The 16,094-nt window shown below is 59.3% G+C and carries 17 protein-coding genes, 4 tRNA genes and 1 pseudogene; 16 read left to right on the top strand and 6 right to left on the bottom strand.

Annotated features, from left to right (window positions below; all coding sequences use genetic code 11):
• Both fkpB and ispH read left to right on the top strand, forming a co-directional pair.
• Positions 1-438 carry an FKBP-type peptidyl-prolyl cis-trans isomerase gene (gene fkpB / locus AC1D19_RS23020; RefSeq protein WP_172435403.1) on the top strand — a complete coding sequence of 146 codons (438 nt, stop codon included), beginning with the start codon at positions 1-3 and terminating at the stop codon, positions 436-438.
• A gap of 129 nt (positions 439-567) precedes the next feature.
• Entirely contained in the window at positions 568-1,515 is a 948-nt protein-coding gene (ispH, locus tag AC1D19_RS23015; protein ID WP_477753712.1) for a 4-hydroxy-3-methylbut-2-enyl diphosphate reductase, read from the top strand.
• On the opposite strand, the gene AC1D19_RS23010 is transcribed toward ispH, so the two are convergent.
• Positions 1,484-2,023 carry a GspH/FimT family pseudopilin gene (locus AC1D19_RS23010; RefSeq protein ID WP_477764646.1) on the bottom strand — a complete coding sequence of 180 codons (540 nt, stop codon included), beginning with the start codon at positions 2,021-2,023 and terminating at the stop codon, positions 1,484-1,486. The two genes, ispH and AC1D19_RS23010, sit on opposite strands and share 32 nt — an antisense overlap.
• Positions 2,024-2,153: 130 nt before the next feature.
• On the opposite strand from AC1D19_RS23010, the gene AC1D19_RS23005 reads away from it, so the two are divergent.
• The 7 genes from AC1D19_RS23005 to thiO are packed head-to-tail and all read left to right on the top strand — an operon-like array spanning position 2,154 to position 6,221.
• Complete coding sequence (locus AC1D19_RS23005; RefSeq protein ID WP_477764645.1) at positions 2,154-2,627, top strand: GspH/FimT family pseudopilin; 474 nt, start codon at positions 2,154-2,156, stop codon at positions 2,625-2,627.
• Positions 2,624-3,073 (top strand): type IV pilus modification protein PilV, encoded by a 450-nt coding sequence (pilV, locus tag AC1D19_RS23000; RefSeq protein ID WP_477764644.1) that lies wholly within the window; start codon positions 2,624-2,626, stop codon positions 3,071-3,073. The genes AC1D19_RS23005 and pilV overlap by 4 nt, the downstream gene beginning before the upstream one ends.
• Positions 3,070-3,777 carry a PilW family protein gene (locus tag AC1D19_RS22995; RefSeq protein ID WP_477753708.1) on the top strand — a complete coding sequence of 236 codons (708 nt, stop codon included), beginning with the start codon at positions 3,070-3,072 and terminating at the stop codon, positions 3,775-3,777. Before pilV ends, AC1D19_RS22995 begins: the two co-directional genes overlap by 4 nt.
• A gap of 10 nt (positions 3,778-3,787) precedes the next feature.
• Positions 3,788-4,267, top strand: coding sequence for a pilus assembly PilX family protein (locus AC1D19_RS22990; protein WP_477764643.1), 480 nt, complete (start codon positions 3,788-3,790; stop codon positions 4,265-4,267).
• On the top strand, positions 4,254-4,652 hold the full coding sequence (locus tag AC1D19_RS22985; RefSeq protein WP_477764642.1) for a hypothetical protein: 399 nt from the start codon (positions 4,254-4,256) through the stop codon (positions 4,650-4,652). The genes AC1D19_RS22990 and AC1D19_RS22985 overlap by 14 nt, the downstream gene beginning before the upstream one ends.
• A gap of 14 nt (positions 4,653-4,666) precedes the next feature.
• Positions 4,667-5,068 carry a type IV pilin protein gene (locus tag AC1D19_RS22980; RefSeq protein WP_414875864.1) on the top strand — a complete coding sequence of 134 codons (402 nt, stop codon included), beginning with the start codon at positions 4,667-4,669 and terminating at the stop codon, positions 5,066-5,068.
• Between the two features lie 52 nt (positions 5,069-5,120).
• Positions 5,121-6,221, top strand: a complete 1,101-nt coding sequence (gene thiO, locus AC1D19_RS22975; protein ID WP_477764641.1) for a glycine oxidase ThiO — start codon at positions 5,121-5,123, stop codon at positions 6,219-6,221.
• 91 nt (positions 6,222-6,312) lie between these two features.
• Here thiO and AC1D19_RS22970 read toward each other — a convergent pair whose 3' ends face one another.
• From AC1D19_RS22970 to AC1D19_RS22955, 4 genes and pseudogenes are all read right to left on the bottom strand, one after another.
• The gene (locus tag AC1D19_RS22970; protein WP_477764640.1) at positions 6,313-7,650 is read right to left on the bottom strand and encodes a sigma-54-dependent transcriptional regulator; all 1,338 of its coding nucleotides are present in this window, start codon (positions 7,648-7,650) and stop codon (positions 6,313-6,315) included.
• Positions 7,647-7,967, bottom strand: a pseudogene (locus tag AC1D19_RS22965) (hypothetical protein); the annotation flags it as partial. The gene AC1D19_RS22970 and the pseudogene AC1D19_RS22965, both read right to left, overlap by 4 nt.
• Before the next feature lie 28 nt (positions 7,968-7,995).
• Entirely contained in the window at positions 7,996-8,229 is a 234-nt protein-coding gene (locus AC1D19_RS22960; RefSeq protein ID WP_223454819.1) for a PP0621 family protein, read from the bottom strand.
• Positions 8,230-8,357: 128 nt separating this feature from the next.
• A complete protein-coding gene (locus AC1D19_RS22955) occupies positions 8,358-9,380 on the bottom strand; it encodes an outer membrane protein assembly factor BamD (RefSeq protein ID WP_477753702.1) in 1,023 nt (340 codons plus the stop codon).
• A gap of 151 nt (positions 9,381-9,531) precedes the next feature.
• Here AC1D19_RS22955 and rluD point away from each other — a divergent pair, with 151 nt between their 5' ends.
• The 7 genes from rluD to AC1D19_RS22920 all read left to right on the top strand — a co-directional run bounded on the left by rluD (position 9,532) and on the right by AC1D19_RS22920 (position 14,626).
• A complete protein-coding gene (gene rluD, locus AC1D19_RS22950; protein WP_007990414.1) occupies positions 9,532-10,494 on the top strand; it encodes a 23S rRNA pseudouridine(1911/1915/1917) synthase RluD in 963 nt (320 codons plus the stop codon).
• Positions 10,491-11,216: a peptidoglycan editing factor PgeF gene (pgeF, locus tag AC1D19_RS22945; RefSeq protein WP_477753701.1), complete on the top strand. Its 726-nt coding sequence runs from the start codon at positions 10,491-10,493 to the stop codon at positions 11,214-11,216. Before rluD ends, pgeF begins: the two co-directional genes overlap by 4 nt.
• Positions 11,217-11,346: 130 nt before the next feature.
• On the top strand, positions 11,347-13,911 hold the full coding sequence (gene clpB, locus AC1D19_RS22940; RefSeq protein ID WP_223463680.1) for an ATP-dependent chaperone ClpB: 2,565 nt from the start codon (positions 11,347-11,349) through the stop codon (positions 13,909-13,911).
• A 300-nt stretch (positions 13,912-14,211) separates the two neighbouring features.
• Positions 14,212-14,287, top strand: a tRNA-Asn gene (locus tag AC1D19_RS22935).
• Positions 14,288-14,296: 9 nt separating this feature from the next.
• A tRNA-Pro gene (locus AC1D19_RS22930) sits at positions 14,297-14,373 on the top strand.
• Positions 14,374-14,378: 5 nt separating this feature from the next.
• Positions 14,379-14,454, top strand: a tRNA-Lys gene (locus AC1D19_RS22925).
• Positions 14,455-14,549: 95 nt separating this feature from the next.
• Positions 14,550-14,626, top strand: a tRNA-Pro gene (locus AC1D19_RS22920).
• Between the two features lie 160 nt (positions 14,627-14,786).
• Here the strand turns inward: AC1D19_RS22920 and AC1D19_RS22915 are convergent.
• Positions 14,787-16,085: an NAD(P)/FAD-dependent oxidoreductase gene (locus AC1D19_RS22915; RefSeq protein ID WP_477764639.1), complete on the bottom strand. Its 1,299-nt coding sequence runs from the start codon at positions 16,083-16,085 to the stop codon at positions 14,787-14,789.
• Positions 16,086-16,094 lie beyond the last annotated feature (9 nt).

The following is a 16,094-nucleotide window of genomic DNA, read 5'->3' as shown; positions in this document are numbered from 1 at the left end:
TTGGCTGAGCAACGCATCGGCCAGAACACGGAAGTCACCTTGCATTTCGCATTGCGCCTGGAGAACGGCGACACCGTGGACAGCACCTTCGACAAGGCCCCGGCGACCTTCAAGGTCGGTGACGGCAACCTGTTGCCAGGTTTCGAAGCGGCCCTGTTCGGTTTCAAGGCCGGTGACAAGCGTACGCTGAGCATCGAGCCGGAAAACGCTTTCGGCCAGCCGAACCCGCAAAACGTGCAGATCATCCCGCGCTCGCAGTTCCAGGACATGGAACTGTCGCCTGGCTTGCTGGTGATCTTCAACGATGCGGCCAATACTGAGTTGCCAGGCGTGGTGAAAGAGTTCGATGATGCGCAAGTGACCATCGACTTCAACCACCCGCTGGCTGGCAAGACGCTGACCTTTGACGTGGAAATCATTTCCGTCAAAGCGCTGTAACTGCTTTTCAGTAGGAGCGAGCTTGCTCGCGATGATCGTTAACGAATACGCGTTCTTCTGAATTAACGCGGTGTCCTTTAGGATTTCGCGAGCAAGCTCGCTCCTACAGGGCAAGACACGAGGCACAGCATGCAAATCAAACTCGCCAATCCCCGTGGCTTCTGCGCCGGTGTGGACCGGGCGATCGAAATCGTCAACCGCGCCCTGGAAGTCTTCGGGCCACCGATCTACGTGCGCCATGAAGTGGTTCACAACAAGTTTGTCGTCGAAGACCTGCGCTCCCGTGGTGCGATCTTCGTCGAAGAGCTGGACCAGGTGCCGGACGACGTCATTGTGATCTTCAGTGCCCACGGCGTTTCCCAGGCTGTGCGCAGCGAAGCGGCTGGCCGTGGGCTGAAAGTGTTCGACGCCACGTGCCCGCTGGTGACCAAAGTCCACATTGAGGTGGCGCGCTACAGCCGTGACGGCCGAGAGTGCATTCTCATCGGCCACGCCGGTCACCCGGAAGTCGAAGGCACCATGGGCCAGTACGATGCCAGCAGTGGTGGCGCGATCTACCTGGTCGAAGACGAGAAAGATGTCGCGGCGTTGCAGGTGAACAACCCTGAAACGCTCGCCTTCGTGACCCAGACAACCTTGTCGATGGACGATACCAGCCGCGTTATCGACGCTCTGCGTTCGCGCTTCCCGGCCATCGGTGGGCCGCGCAAGGACGACATTTGCTATGCCACGCAAAACCGTCAGGACGCGGTCAAGCAACTGGCCGACGAGTGCGACGTGGTGCTGGTGGTCGGCAGCCCGAACAGCTCCAACTCCAATCGCTTGCGCGAATTGGCGGAACGCATGTCCACTCCGGCCTACCTGATCGACGGTGCCGAAGACCTGCAAAAGAGCTGGTTCGACGGTGTCGAGCATATCGGCATCACCGCTGGCGCCTCTGCCCCGGAAGTCCTGGTGCGCGGCGTGATCCAGCAGTTGCAGGCCTGGGGGGCTACCGGTGCCGATGAACTGGCCGGTCGCGAGGAGAACATCACGTTCTCGATGCCTAAAGAACTGCGCGTTCGCTCGTTGCTCTGAATTTATTCCTTTCTTTGCATAACGCCTGCTCAGCCTTGTCGTTGCGCAGGCTGACGCGACCGGTCCGTGCCAACACCACTTGATGTTGGCTCACCGGGTCGCGAACGGCGCAAATGTGCAATGTCCCTCCAAACAGTGGCTCGCCCTGACCTCTGAAGCGTATTGAGCTTTCGACCGTACCGTTCCCCACAATCGACACTCGTGCGCCGCTCTGGCGTTCGGCCAGCAGTGGATTGTCGCTGTCCATTTCCCCCTTGCCGCTGATATCCAGAATCATCCGCCAGCCTTGGCTCCAGTCGCCATTGATGCCGTGAATCACCACGGCCTGGTTGCGGACGATGGCTTCAGTCCGGGCGGTGCGAATACCGCTGGAAAGAGCCTGTGCCGCTTGCTCTCTTTGGTTCGACTCGATGAGTGCTCCGTATGTCGGGCTGACCAAATGCAGAACAATTCCCGTAATTGTCAGTCCCATGAGCAGTTCGATCAGGCTGAAGCCTTGTTGCCGCATGACATATCCCTCCGTGGCGTGCTGTGGCTCGCGCAATCCCTGCGCGAGAAATGCCAACGCAAACGCACCGCATCGCTCGAATGTTGTGCCGCGTAAGGGCAGGTATAGCTGAAGGAAACAGAAGGCCCCGATGGATCATCCTACAAAAGGTTTCACGCTGATCGAGTTGCTGGTCGCGCTCGCGATCCTTCTGATTTTGCTGACTCTGGCTGTTCCGGCGTTTACCCGCTCGACGCAAACAACCAGGGCTGATACTGAAATCGCTGACCTGCGACGAGCCCTGAATTTTGCCCGGCTCGAAGCCATCGATCGGGGCAACACCACACGGGTGCGCCCGACGGCCGGTGGGGATGCCTGGAGCGGGGAGCTGGCGGTTTACGACGGTACAGGCGCTTTGGCCAATGTATTGCGGGTTGTTCCGGCGATGAGCAGCAGCGCAACTCTGGCGCTAACCTCAGGCCTGACTTTCATCGATTTCAACAGTATGGGCGGATTGTCATCACCGTCCTCAGAGGTGGTGATCAGCTATGGGCGGGGAGCACAAGGCAGGACGCTGACGGTGTGTTTGAACGGACGAATTCTATTGGGTGGAAATTGCGGATGAAAGCAGGGAGCAAGCGCACGCAAGAGGGCATGACGCTGATCGAAGTCCTGGTGGCGTTAGTCATTCTGGGAGTGGGGTTGCTGGGGGCAGCGGCGTTTCAGCTCAATGCGTTGAAATACACGGACAGCGCGCGCATGACCAGTCAGGCCAGTTTTATCGCCTACGACCTGACGGACCGCATTCGCGCCAACGCCGCTGCGGATTACACGATTGCGCCGCCGGCTTCGGGCAATCCGGACGTTACCCGGGATCAGGACCTGTTTGATTTCAACGCCAGCATTGTCAGTTCACTCGGTGCCTCCGCGACGGGCAGTGTCACCGTCAATCAGAAGGTGTACACCATCACGATAACCTGGGACGACTCACGGGCTGCGAAGGCCGCCGACTCGCGGCGCAGCTTCGTCCTGACCAGTCGCACGGCCATTGATCCGGTGGTGACCCCGTGAGTCGCCGCAGCAAGGGGTTTGGCCTGGTCGAGCTGCTGATCGCCATGGCTTTGAGCCTGGTTGTGGTGCTGGGCGTGGTACAGGTTTTTATCGCAGCCAAGAACACTTATCTCAGCCAGAACGCTGCCGCGAACATGCAGGAGGACGCACGTTTCGTGTTGAGCAAAATGATTCAGGAAGTCCGCATGGTCGGGATGTTCGGTTGTCTGGAAACGATCACCGATTCAAGTGAGAAAGGTGATTTCCATGCCAGTCAGCTAGCACCGATCCGTTGGGACAACGGCGGCCGCAAGTTGACGCTGGTTACGGCGGATGTCGGCGGCAATGGCGGCAAGCCGGACTGGACCGTGCTTTCCGATTGTCGAACCAATTCGACGGCCTACAGTGAAGGTCGGACGCCAGTGGCAGGGCAACTGGCCTTTCCGATCCGGCGGCTGATTTACAGCTTCAGCAACAACCAACTGCTGATGAAAGGCGGGGCCGCAGCAGACCAGGTATTGGTGGACAACGTCAGCGCTTTCGACGTGAGCTTCGGCCTGGCCAGTACAGCCACTGATCTGGCTGCCTCGCGCTACAGTAGCAACCCGCCGGACCCCGCGCTGATTCGTAGCGTTCGCCTGAGCCTGACCCTCTTCGATCCGAATCACCGGGTGAGCGATCAAACCTTCAACGTGGTTGCCGCTCTGCGCAACCGCTTGCCATGAGAGGGTGCCAATGAGTCGGTCTCCCATGACGTGTGATACCCAGCGCGGCATGGCACTGTTGGTCAGTCTGGTGTTCCTGCTCTTGCTGACGTTGATTGGTCTTTCATCGATGCAGAGCGCTACCCTGCAGGAAAAAATGGCCGGTGGCATCGCCTTGCGCAATCAGTCGTTCCAGAGTGCCGAAGCCGCATTGCGGGTGGGCGAGAGTGCCGTGCGGCGGGACAGTTATGCGTTACCTGTTTGTAGCGGCATCGTTCAATGCGCACCACCGTCCGAGTCTTCGACTATTACTGCTGCCGGTTTCAACGCCTCTTCAGGCGTGACCTGGGTTGCATCGGGCAAGGGCTTTTATGGCGTGCAAAATATCGGTGTCAGCCGAAATGCGGTGAATGTGCCCATCAATACCCCGGCGACCTTGTATCGGGTAACGGCGGTCGGCATCGCAGGGCATTCGCGCAGTGTGGTGGAGAGCATCTATGCGAAGTACTGAGCGACCTGTCAGGTTATGGTCACAACTGATCTATGTCGTAGTCGCGCTTGACCTGTCGATGTCGGCGCACGCTGCCACGTCAGCGGATTCGCCAGCGCTGAACCGGCCAACCTGTCTGGCCAATGGCAACTGGTACGGTTTTTACCACAGCAATCAGGGGTTGAAAGCCGTCTGCCTGAAGCTGCCGGAGGCGATCAGCGTTAAGATGCTCGACAGCAACGCCGATGGAGTGGTCGACAACAGCGACACACTATCCGATGGCGTGATCTTTATCGGCGAGCATTCGACCCAGGACGGGGCCGTGAACGATTCCACTGGCGACGGTACTGCGGGGATGGAAAAATCCGGCGGCAGCCGTCGCATCATGTGGCGACAAATACAGTAAGTGAGAGTTGAGGCATGCGTAGTTCCAACCGCGGTTTTACCCTGATCGAAATCATGATCGTGATTGCGATCATCGGGATTGTCATGACCATTGCTGCCCCGAGTTTCACCGAATACCTGAACAAGGGCCGTCGCGCAGAAGTGGCCGGTCTGCTCTCGGAGCAGGCGCAGCTGCTGGAGCGCTTCTACTCGCAAAAAAATGCCTACACCGATGCGACGGGCCTCAGTGCCGGCAATGATTACTATGCCATCACACCGACCCTGACCGACCAGACCTTCCTGTTGACGGCGGTGCGCAAGGCTGACTCGAGCATGGCCACTGACAAGTGTGGTGATCTGACCATCACCAATACCGGGGTCCTCGGCATGGTCAACGCAAAATCCGGTCTGACCAGCAAAGACTGCTGGGGGCGCTGAGTTTTTTCGGGTGCCTTTGCACTCTCTGTCTATTTAACGATTGGATCAGAACATGACCAGGCAACAGCAAGTGGTGATTGTCGGCGGTGGGGTGATTGGTTTGCTGACGGCCTTCAATCTCGCCTCCGAAGTGCAAAGCGTTGTGCTGCTGGATCGCTCGAGCGTCGGCCAGGAATCGTCCTGGGCGGGTGGCGGCATCGTTTCGCCGCTTTACCCGTGGCGCTACAGCCCAGCGGTCACCGCGTTGGCTCACTGGTCCCAGGACTTCTACCCGCAACTGGGCGAGCGCTTGTTTGCCGCCACCGGTGTTGATCCTGAAGTGCACACCACTGGTCTGTACTGGCTGGATCTGGATGACGAGGCTGAAGCGCTGGCATGGGCCGCCCGGGAAAATCGTCCGTTGAGTGCGGTGGATATTTTGGCGGCCCATGACGCCGTGCCGGTGCTGGGCAGCGGTTTTTCCCGGGCGATCTACATGGCCAACGTCGCCAACGTGCGTAATCCGCGTCTGGTGAAGTCACTCAAGGCCGCGTTGCTGGCGCTGCCGAACGTGACGATTCATGAGCAGTGCGAAGTCAGCGGGTTTGTTCGTGACGGCAATAAAGTGGTCGGCGTACAGACCTCCACTGGTACTGTCCTGGGCGATCAAGTCGTCCTGACGGCGGGGGCCTGGAGCGGTGATTTGCTCAAGCTTCTTGATCTGACGCTGCCGGTCGAGCCGGTGAAAGGGCAGATGATTCTCTACAAGTGTGCGGCGGATTTCCTGCCGAGCATGGTCCTGGCCAAGGGCCGTTATGCGATTCCCCGGCGCGACGGGCACATACTGATCGGCAGCACGCTGGAGCATGAAGGCTTTGACAAGACGCCGACCGGGTCGGCACTGGAAAGCCTGAAGGCGTCCGCGGTGGAATTGATCCCGGCGCTGGTCGATGCTGAAGTGGTGGGGCATTGGGCCGGATTGCGCCCGGGATCACCCGAGGGCATTCCTTATATCGGCCCGGTGCCGGGGTTTGACGGGCTCTGGCTCAACTGCGGGCATTACCGTAACGGGCTGGTGTTGGCTCCGGCGTCATGCCAGCTGTTTGCCGATGTGATGCTGGGCCGGGCGCCGATTATCGATCCGGCGCCTTATGCGCCTGCCGGAAGACTTTGAAGCAAGCACAAAAGATCGCAGCCTGCGGCAGCTCCTGCAGAATGTACGCTCCCAGGTAGGAGCTGCCGCAGGCTGCGATCTTTTTAAAGCATCAATCCAATCCCAACTTCTTGAGCCTGTAACGCATCGACCTGAATGACAGGTTCAACCGCTGAGCCGCCGCCGTGCGGTTCCAGCGGGTTTCCTCCAGGGCCTGGAGCAGCAATTGGCGTTCGACGTTTTCGAGGTAGGTTTCCAGATTGTCGATCCGGGTCAGGTCCGGCACGCCACCTTCAGCCCCACAGTTGCCTTCAGCCAGGCGCAGGTCGCCGGCTTCGATCTGTTTGTTCTCACACAAGGTGTGCGCCCGTTCGAGCATGTTTTCCAGTTCCCGCACATTGCCCGGGAAGCGATAGCTTTTCAGCGCATCGAGGGCCTGGGGGTGGAGTCTCGCAGCAGGTTGACCGGTATCGGCGGCCAGGCGCTTGAGTATGTGGCTGGCCAGCATTTCGATGTCATCGCGACGCTCGCGCAAGGGCGGCACCGGGAGTTCGATCACGTTCAAGCGGTAGTAAAGATCATGACGAAATCGTCCGGCGGCAACTTCGGCGCCAAGGTCCTTGTGCGTGGCGCAGAGAATGCGCACATCCACCGCCACTTCCTGCTGCCCGCCGACGCTGCGTACGGCTTTCTCCTGAATCGCGCGCAGCAGTTTGACTTGCATTGTCAGCGGCAGGTCAGCCACTTCGTCGAGGAGCAGCGTGCCGCCGTGAGCTGTCTGGAACAGGCCGGGTTTGTCTTCGATGGCGCCGCTGAAACTACCTTTGCGATGGCCGAAAAACTCACTCTCCAACAGTTCCGAAGGAATCGCCGCGCAGTTGATCGCAATGAATGGCTGATTGGCGCGGGGGCTTTGATCGTGGATCAGGCGTGCGACCAACTCCTTGCCGCTGCCGGATTCTCCGCTGATGTATACCGTCGCATGGCTGCTGGCCAGTTTGGTGATGTGTTTACGCAGGTTGCGCATGGGTAATGAGTCGCCCAACAAACATCGATTGATGCCAGCCCCGCGGGCAGGAACCAGCAGGGCGCTGGTGACCAGTTCACGCAGGCGCGTAAGGTCCACCGGTTTGGTCAGGAAGTCGAATGCCCCGGCCTTGAGCACATTGATCGCGGTTTCGAGACTGGCATAGGCAGTGATCATTGCCACCTGGACCTGAGGGTGGCTTTGCTGGATGTGCTGCACCAGCTCCAGGCCGGTACCGTCCGGCAATTGCATGTCGGTCAGGCATAGATCGAAGGTTTCGCGTTTGAGCAGGGATTGCGCTTCGCCGACGTTGCGGGCGTTGAACGTCTCCAGTTTCATCCTTCCCAGGGTGATTTCCAGGAGTTCGCGAATGTCTGGTTCGTCATCGACGATCAAGACTTTTTGTCGTGGTCTCGTGTTCAACGTGGGGTTCGTCCGTGAGCATAGGTCATGCAAAAGCAGCCGTCTTCCTGGCGTGCTTTGAAGTCTAGGCGGGACAGAATGCTTTCGCCCGGCTGGCCGGACAGATAAAGCCCCAGGCCTTTGATATGGCGGGCTGGGGCTTCATTATCGAGTATTTCCAGTGATTTCAGGTCGAGCCGTAGCGGCGACATTTGCTCGCGGCGCTGCAGGTGCAGGACGTTTTCGATTACCCGGTTCATTCGCAGAGAGTGATCTTGAATAATCTGCGTCAGACGTCGATCGATGCCTTTCAGTTCCTTGGGGGCGCGCGATAGTTCTCAATCGGTCGCCATTTCGGGTGAGGTGTCAGCGGCCTCTGGAGCCCTTGTCTTGCTCGAGATGAGCCTGGCTGCAATACCATTGCTGGTCGAGGCTCAGCGCACGGTCACGGGGCAGGTGAACGCCGCAATGGGCGCAACGGACCATTGGCGCCGCTTCCCGTTCGGCAGGGGGCTTGGGGGTGGAGGCCTGCCCCTTGAATTTGCGCCAGAACCATACTGCAGCGGCAATCAGGGCGATCCAGAACAATAAACGAAGCATGGTGAGCTGCTTTTCGACTGATGATCCGGCAGTTTAGCCAAGGACCTGTCAGGCGCACAGTGTAATAAAGCGCTGAAATAAAAAAGGGAGACTTGAAAAAGTCTCCCTTTTTTACACACACCAAGGTGTCAGTCGAACACGCCGAATGTCATGTGGCTGAACCACGAACGGTCGCTGTCGTTGCCTTGCGCTTCGTGATTTTCTTCTTCGACCGCTTCGCCATTGTCGTCTTTAGGTTTGAGCTCGCTCGGGATCGCGTCCTTGGCGTCCTGGAACTGCCTCTGCACGTCCTGGTTGGCGCGGGTTTCGCCCGGTGGCAGCGGTGGACGAGACTCGATCAGGCCCAGGGTCGCCTTGCTCAGCCAGGAACGGTTGTCGGCTTCGGCCACGGTCGGCACGAACTGACCGTCCACCAGCGTCGGGTGGTTCGGGTAGTTGAGCTTCAGGGTTTCCAGGCTGGTGGCAGCCAGTTCGTCCAGATGCAGGCGCTGGTAGGCTTCGGTCATCACCGCCAGGCCGTCGCCGACCGAAGGGGTTTCCTGGAAGTTTTCCACCACGTAACGACCGCGGTTCGCGGCGGCGACATAGGCCTGACGGGTCAGGTAGTAGTCGGCCACGTGAATTTCGTAGGCCGCCAGCAGGTTGCGCAGATAAATCATGCGCTGCTTGGCGTCTGGCGCGTAGCGGCTGTTCGGGAAGCGGCTGGTCAGCTGGGCGAACTCGTTGTAGGAGTCGCGGGCGGCGCCCGGGTCACGCTTGGTCATGTCCAGCGGCAGGAAGCGCGCCAGCAGGCCGACGTCCTGGTCGAAAGAAGTCAGGCCCTTGAGGTAGTAGGCGTAATCGACGTTCGGATGCTGTGGGTGCAGACGAATGAAGCGCTCCGCAGCGGACTTGGCCGCTTCTGGCTCGGTGTTCTTGTAGTTGGCGTAGATGAGTTCGAGTTGCGCCTGATCGGCATAACGACCGAACGGATAACGCGATTCCAGAGCCTTCAGCTTGGCAATGGCACTGGTGTAGCTACTGTTGTCCAGGTCGTTTTGAGCCTGTTGGTACAGCTCGACTTCACTGAGGTTTTCGTCTACGACTTCCTTCGATGAGCAAGCAGCGGTCAATGCGAGGATGGCGATCAGCAGCAGGTGTTTCACTTGCATGGCGGCTTGCGTCCCTATGACGGCCGCTGTCTTGGGCGTGGCCGTCCTGTTATGATGAACGCCCCGTTGAATAGCCTCGGGGCAAAAGACGCCGTATTTAACCACAAGCGCGCAGCCGAAACCAAAGGCTGTGCCGACGCCTAGTCTGAGCATGTCCGATAAAATTGAACTTCGCGCAGAGGTGCCGTCCGAATTGGGCGGCCAACGCCTCGATCAAGTCGCCGCACAATTATTCGCTGAGCACTCGCGCTCGCGCCTTTCCGCCTGGATCAAAGACGGCCGCCTGACTGTGGATGGGGCGGTTATCCGCCCGCGAGACATCGTCCATGGCGGCGCCATCCTTGAGTTGACTGCCGAGCAGGAAGCTCAGGGCGAATGGGTCGCTCAAGACATTGCCCTGGACATCGTCTACGAAGACGACGACATCCTGGTGATCAACAAGCCTGCGGGCCTGGTGGTACACCCGGCTGCCGGTCATGCCGATGGCACCCTGCTCAACGCCTTGCTGCACCACGTGCCGGACATCATCAATGTGCCCCGCGCCGGTATCGTGCATCGCCTGGACAAGGACACCACCGGTCTGATGGTGGTGGCCAAGACCATTCAAGCGCAGACGCAGTTGGTGACACAGTTGCAGAGCCGTAGCGTCAGCCGGATCTACGAGTGCATCGTGATCGGTGTAGTGACCGCTGGCGGCAAGATCAACGCGCCGATCGGTCGTCACGGCCAGCAGCGCCAGCGCATGGCCGTGATGGAAGGTGGCAAGCAAGCCGTCAGCCATTACCGCGTGCTAGAGCGTTTCCGCTCCCACACCCACGTGCGGGTGAAGCTGGAAACCGGCCGTACGCACCAGATTCGCGTGCACATGGCGCACATCAACTACCCGTTGGTCGGAGATCCCGCCTACGGTGGTCGTTTCCGTATTCCGCCGGCAGCCAACCCAACCATGGTCGAATCCCTGAAAAACTTCCCGCGTCAGGCGCTGCATGCGCGTTTCCTGGAACTGGATCATCCGACCACCGGTAAGCGCATGAGCTGGGAATCGCCGTTGCCGGAAGACTTCGTCTGGCTGCTGACCCTGCTCAAGCAAGACCGCGAGGCGTTCATCGGATGAGTGACTGGCTGATTCCTGACTGGCCCGCGCCGGCCGGGGTCAAAGCCTGTGTAACCACCCGTGCGGGCGGCGTCAGTGTGGCGCCGTTCGACAGCCTCAACCTCGGCGATCACGTCGACGACAGCCCTGAAGCTGTTGCCGAGAATCGCCGTCGCCTTACCGATCATTTCTCCATGCAACCGGCCTGGCTGCAGCAGGTCCACGGCATCGTCGTGGCCCATGCCGATCCGGGCCGGGTGGACACTGCCGATGCCAGTTGGACGTCGACACCCGGTATCGCCTGTGCGGCGATGACTGCTGACTGCCTGCCAGCATTGTTTTGCGACCGCGCCGGCACTCGAGTCGCAGCGGCTCATGCCGGTTGGCGCGGGTTGGCGGCGGGTGTGCTGGAAGCCACGCTCGACAGTCTGGCTGTACCTCCTGCCGATGTGTTGGTGTGGCTGGGTCCGGCCATTGGTCCGAAAGCCTTTGAGGTTGGCCCGGAGGTACGCGAAACCTTCGTGACACAGTTGCCGCAAGCGGCTGAGGCTTTTGTGCCAAGCGTAAACGCCGGCAAGTTCATGGCCGACATCTATATGCTGGCCCGCTTGCGTCTGGCGGTTCGCGGTGTCACCGCAGTCTATGGTGGCGGATTCTGCACAGTAACCGATCCGCGCTTCTTCTCTTACCGGCGAAATCCTCGTACCGGTCGATTTGCTTCCTTGATCTGGCTCGAACGCTAGACTTGCCTGACCTGCATCAACGTCACGACGCTTGAAACTCCCAGAATCGACCACATCTATTGTGCTATCTGGCAGGTTTCTTCATTCAGGATGTTTTATAGGTCCGGCCTGCTCAAAAGGAAGGTGACCCATGCGTATAGACCGTTTAACCAGCAAATTGCAGTTAGCGTTGTCCGATGCCCAATCCCTGGCTGTCGGCCACGATCATCCGGCCATTGAACCGGCGCACTTGATGCAAGCCTTGCTCGAACAGCAGGGCGGCTCGATCAAACCCCTGCTGATGCAGGTGGGCTTCGACGTCAACAGCCTGCGTAAAGAGTTGACCAAAGAGCTCGACCAGCTACCGAAAATCCAGAACCCGACCGGCGACGTGAACATGTCGCAGGATCTGGCGCGCCTGCTCAATCAGGCCGATCGTCTGGCCCAGCAGAAGGGCGACCAGTTCATCTCCAGCGAACTGGTGCTGCTCGCCGCCATGGACGAGAACAGCAAGCTCGGAAAACTGTTGCTCGGTCAGGGTGTGAGCAAGAAAGCCCTGGAGAACGCAATCAACAACCTGCGTGGTGGCGAGGCGGTCAACGACCCGAACCACGAAGAGGCGCGCCAGGCCCTGGATAAATACACCGTCGACCTGACCAAGCGCGCCGAAGACGGCAAACTCGATCCGGTGATCGGCCGTGACGATGAAATTCGCCGGACCATCCAGGTGCTGCAACGTCGGACCAAGAACAACCCGGTGCTGATCGGTGAGCCTGGCGTGGGTAAGACCGCCATCGCCGAAGGCCTGGCCCAGCGCATCATCAACGGCGAAGTGCCGGACGGCCTCAAGGGTAAGCGCCTGCTGTCCCTGGACATGGGGGCGCTGATCGCTGGTGCCAAGTATCGCGGCGAGTTCGAAGAGCGCCTCAAAGCATTGCTCAATGAACTGTCGAAGCAGGAAGGGCAGATCATTCTGTTCATCGACGAGCTGCATACCATGGTCGGTGCCGGTAAAGGCGAAGGCTCGATGGATGCGGGCAACATGCTCAAGCCGGCCCTGGCCCGTGGTGAGCTGCACTGCGTGGGCGCCACCACGCTCAACGAGTACCGCCAATACATAGAGAAGGACGCCGCTCTCGAGCGACGTTTCCAGAAAGTGCTGGTGGACGAGCCGAGCGAAGAAGACACCATCGCCATCCTGCGTGGCCTCAAGGAGCGTTATGAGGTTCACCACAAGGTGGCGATTACCGACGGCGCGATCATTGCCGCGGCCAAGCTCAGCCATCGCTACATCACTGACCGGCAGTTGCCGGACAAGGCCATCGACCTGATCGATGAAGCCGCCAGCCGCATCCGCATGGAGATCGACTCCAAGCCGGAAGTGCTGGACCGTCTGGAGCGTCGCCTGATTCAGCTGAAGGTGGAATCCCAGGCACTGAAGAAAGAAAGCGACGACGCGGCGAAGAAGCGTCTGGAAAAATTGCAGGAAGAAATCGCTCGTCATGAGCGTGAGTACTCGGATCTCGAAGAAATCTGGAACTCGGAAAAAGCCGAGGTTCAGGGTTCTGCGCAGATCCAGCAGAAAATCGAGCAGTCCCGTCAGGAGCTGGAAGCGGCCCGCCGCAAAGGCGACCTGAACCGCATGGCGGAATTGCAGTACGGGGTGATCCCGGACCTGGAACGCAGCCTGCAAATGGTCGACCAGCATGGCAAACCCGAAAACCAGCTGCTGCGCAGCAAGGTGACTGAAGAAGAGATCGCCGAAGTCGTTTCGAAGTGGACCGGTATCCCGGTGTCGAAGATGCTCGAAGGCGAGCGCGAAAAACTGATGAAGATGGAAAGCCTGTTGCACCAGCGTGTGATCGGCCAGGACGAAGCGGTTGTGGCGGTTTCCAACGCGGTGCGGCGTTCCCGCGCCGGGTTGTCCGACCCGAACCGGCCAAGCGGCTCGTTCATGTTCCTCGGCCCGACCGGTGTCGGTAAAACCGAGCTGTGCAAGGCGCTGGCTGAATTCCTCTTCGATACGGAAGAGGCGATGGTGCGGATCGACATGTCCGAGTTCATGGAGAAGCACTCCGTGGCTCGCTTGATCGGCGCGCCACCGGGTTACGTCGGTTATGAAGAGGGCGGTTACCTGACCGAGGCGGTGCGTCGCAAGCCGTATTCGGTGATCCTCATGGACGAAGTCGAGAAGGCGCACCCGGATGTGTTCAACATCCTGCTGCAAGTGCTCGAAGACGGTCGTCTGACCGACAGCCATGGCCGCACGGTGGATTTCAAGAACACTGTGATTGTCATGACGTCCAACCTGGGATCGGTGCAAATCCAGGAACTGGTCGGTGACCGTGAGGCGCAGCGCGCGGCGGTGATGGATGCGATTTCCACGCACTTCCGGCCGGAGTTCATCAACCGGGTCGATGAAGTGGTGATCTTCGAGCCATTGGCGCGGGATCAGATCGCCGGCATTACCGAGATCCAGTTGGGTCGCCTGCGCAGCCGCCTGACCGAGCGGGAGCTGAAGCTTGAGCTCAGCCCTGAGGCGATGGACAAGCTGATCGCGGTCGGTTACGACCCGGTGTACGGCGCACGGCCGCTCAAGCGCGCGATCCAGCGCTGGATCGAGAACCCGCTGGCGCAGCTGATCCTGTCCGGTCGATTCATGCCGGGCGATACCGCTCACGGTGTGGTGGAAAACGACGAAATCGTCTTCGTCTGATCCATAACGGCAGCAAAATGGAAAAGGCCTTGCATAACGAGGCCTTTTTTTCGTTAGGCTGTTGAACTCAAAGGAAAAGGCTTGTAAAGTGCGCCCCGCAGTAAGTCACCCGCCAGGGTTTCCGCTCCCCAAGCAGGAATCCAAAATAAGTTGCAAATCATTAACTTGAAAGCAATTTAGGGGGTTGACAGAGGTGCTGAAGATTGTAGAATAGCGCGCCTCAGACACACGAACGCAGCGATGCGAACGGGTCGAAGAGAACGCAGTAAAGCTTCAAAGTTGTAAATTGAAATGTGTAGTTCCGTGATAGCTCAGTCGGTAGAGCAAATGACTGTTAATCATTGGGTCCCAGGTTCGAGTCCTGGTCACGGAGCCAATTTCAAACCGGGGTATAGCGCAGTCCGGTAGCGCGCCTGCTTTGGGAGCAGGATGTCAGGAGTTCGAATCCCCTTACCCCGACCATTTTTGGGTCGTTAGCTCAGTTGGTAGAGCAGTTGGCTTTTAACCAATTGGTCGTAGGTTCGAATCCCACACGACCCACCATTTTTGAAACCAGTTAGCGCTGGAATCGAATCTTAAGATCAGAGGCCAAAAGCGCTGATCGAAGAAGGCGCCTTTCAAAGGTGCCTTTTTTTTACCGGGGTATAGCGCAGTCCGGTAGCGCGCCTGCTTTGGGAGCAGGATGTCAGGAGTTCGAATCCCCTTACCCCGACCATATTAAAAATCCTCGTATCGAAAGATACGGGGATTTTTTTTGTTTCGGTTTTTTGTGGGGGCCACGAGAAGCTTCGCTGGCAAGCCAGCTCCTACAAGATTGATGCGGTCCTGTAGGAGCTGGCTTGCCAGCGAAGAGGCCCTGTCAGGCGCCGAGGATCTTAATGCAGCTTCAAGCGAGGCTCAGTCCCGCGCCCGATCTTGCTGCCCAGCATCAGCATTGCCGTGCGGAACGGCCCGTACAGCGCCATCTGGTGCATGCGGTACAGCGACACGTAGAACATCCGCGCCAGCCAGCCTTCGAGCATCACGCTGCCGGTGAGGTTGCCCATCAAGTTACCCACAGCCGAAAAACGCGACAGCGAGATCAGCGAGCCGTAGTCGGTGTACTTGTACTCCGGCAGTGCCTTGCCTTCGATGCGCAGTTTCAGCGATTTGGCTAGCAACGAAGCCTGTTGGTGCGCGGCCTGGGCACGTGGCGGCACATTGCGGTCGCTACCCGGTTGCGGGCAGGCGGCGCAGTCACCGAAGGCGAAGATGTTCTCGTCGCGGGTGGTCTGCAGGGTCGGCAGCACTTGCAGCTGATTGATGCGGTTGGTTTCCAGGCCATCGATGTCCTTGAGGAAACCCGGTGCGCGAATCCCCGCCGCCCAGACCTTCAGGCTAGCGTTGATCACTTTGCCGTCGGCGGTGATCAGGCTGTCGGCCGTCACTTCGCTGACCGCAGCATTGGTCATGACGTTGACCCCGAGTTTCTCCAGGGTTTTATGCACAGGTCCGCCAATCCGCTCTGGCAGCGCCGGCAGCACCCGTGGCCCGGCTTCGATCAGGGTGATGTGCATGTTCTCCGGTTTGATACGGTCCAGGCCATAGGCTGCCAATTCATGGGCGGCGTTGTGCAGTTCGGCGGCCAGCTCGACTCCGGTGGCACCGGCACCGACGATGGCCACGCTGATTTGCTCGATCGTGTCGGTCTGATCGGCGTGAGCGCGCAAATAGTGATTGAGCAGTTGCTGGTGGAAGCGCTCGGCCTGTTTGCGGGTGTCGAGGAACAGGCAGTGTTGCGCCGCGCCCTGGGTGCCGAAATCGTTGGTGGTACTGCCGACTGAGATCACCAGCGAGTCGTAAGGCACTTCGCGGGCCGGCACCAGCTCCACACCGGCTTCGTCATAGGTGGCGGCCAGCTGGATTTTCTTCTTCGCGCGATCGAGCCCGCTCATGCGCCCCAGCTGGAACTCGAAGTGGTTCCATTTGGCCTGGGCGACATAGTTGAGTTCGTCTTCGGAAGAGTTCAGGGAACCGGCCGCCACTTCGTGCAACAACGGTTTCCAGATGTGGGTCAGGTTCGTGTCGACCAGCATCACACTGGCCGTGCCGCGCTTGCCCAGAGTCTTACCCAGACGGGTAGCCAACTCCAGACCGCCGGCGCCGCCGCCAACGATGACAATACGATGAGTCATGGGGATATC

Source organism: Pseudomonas sp. P1_C12, from assembly GCF_056406435.1.
The sequence above is the reverse complement of the archived record's forward strand: the minus strand, read 5'-3'. Positions and strand labels throughout refer to the sequence as shown.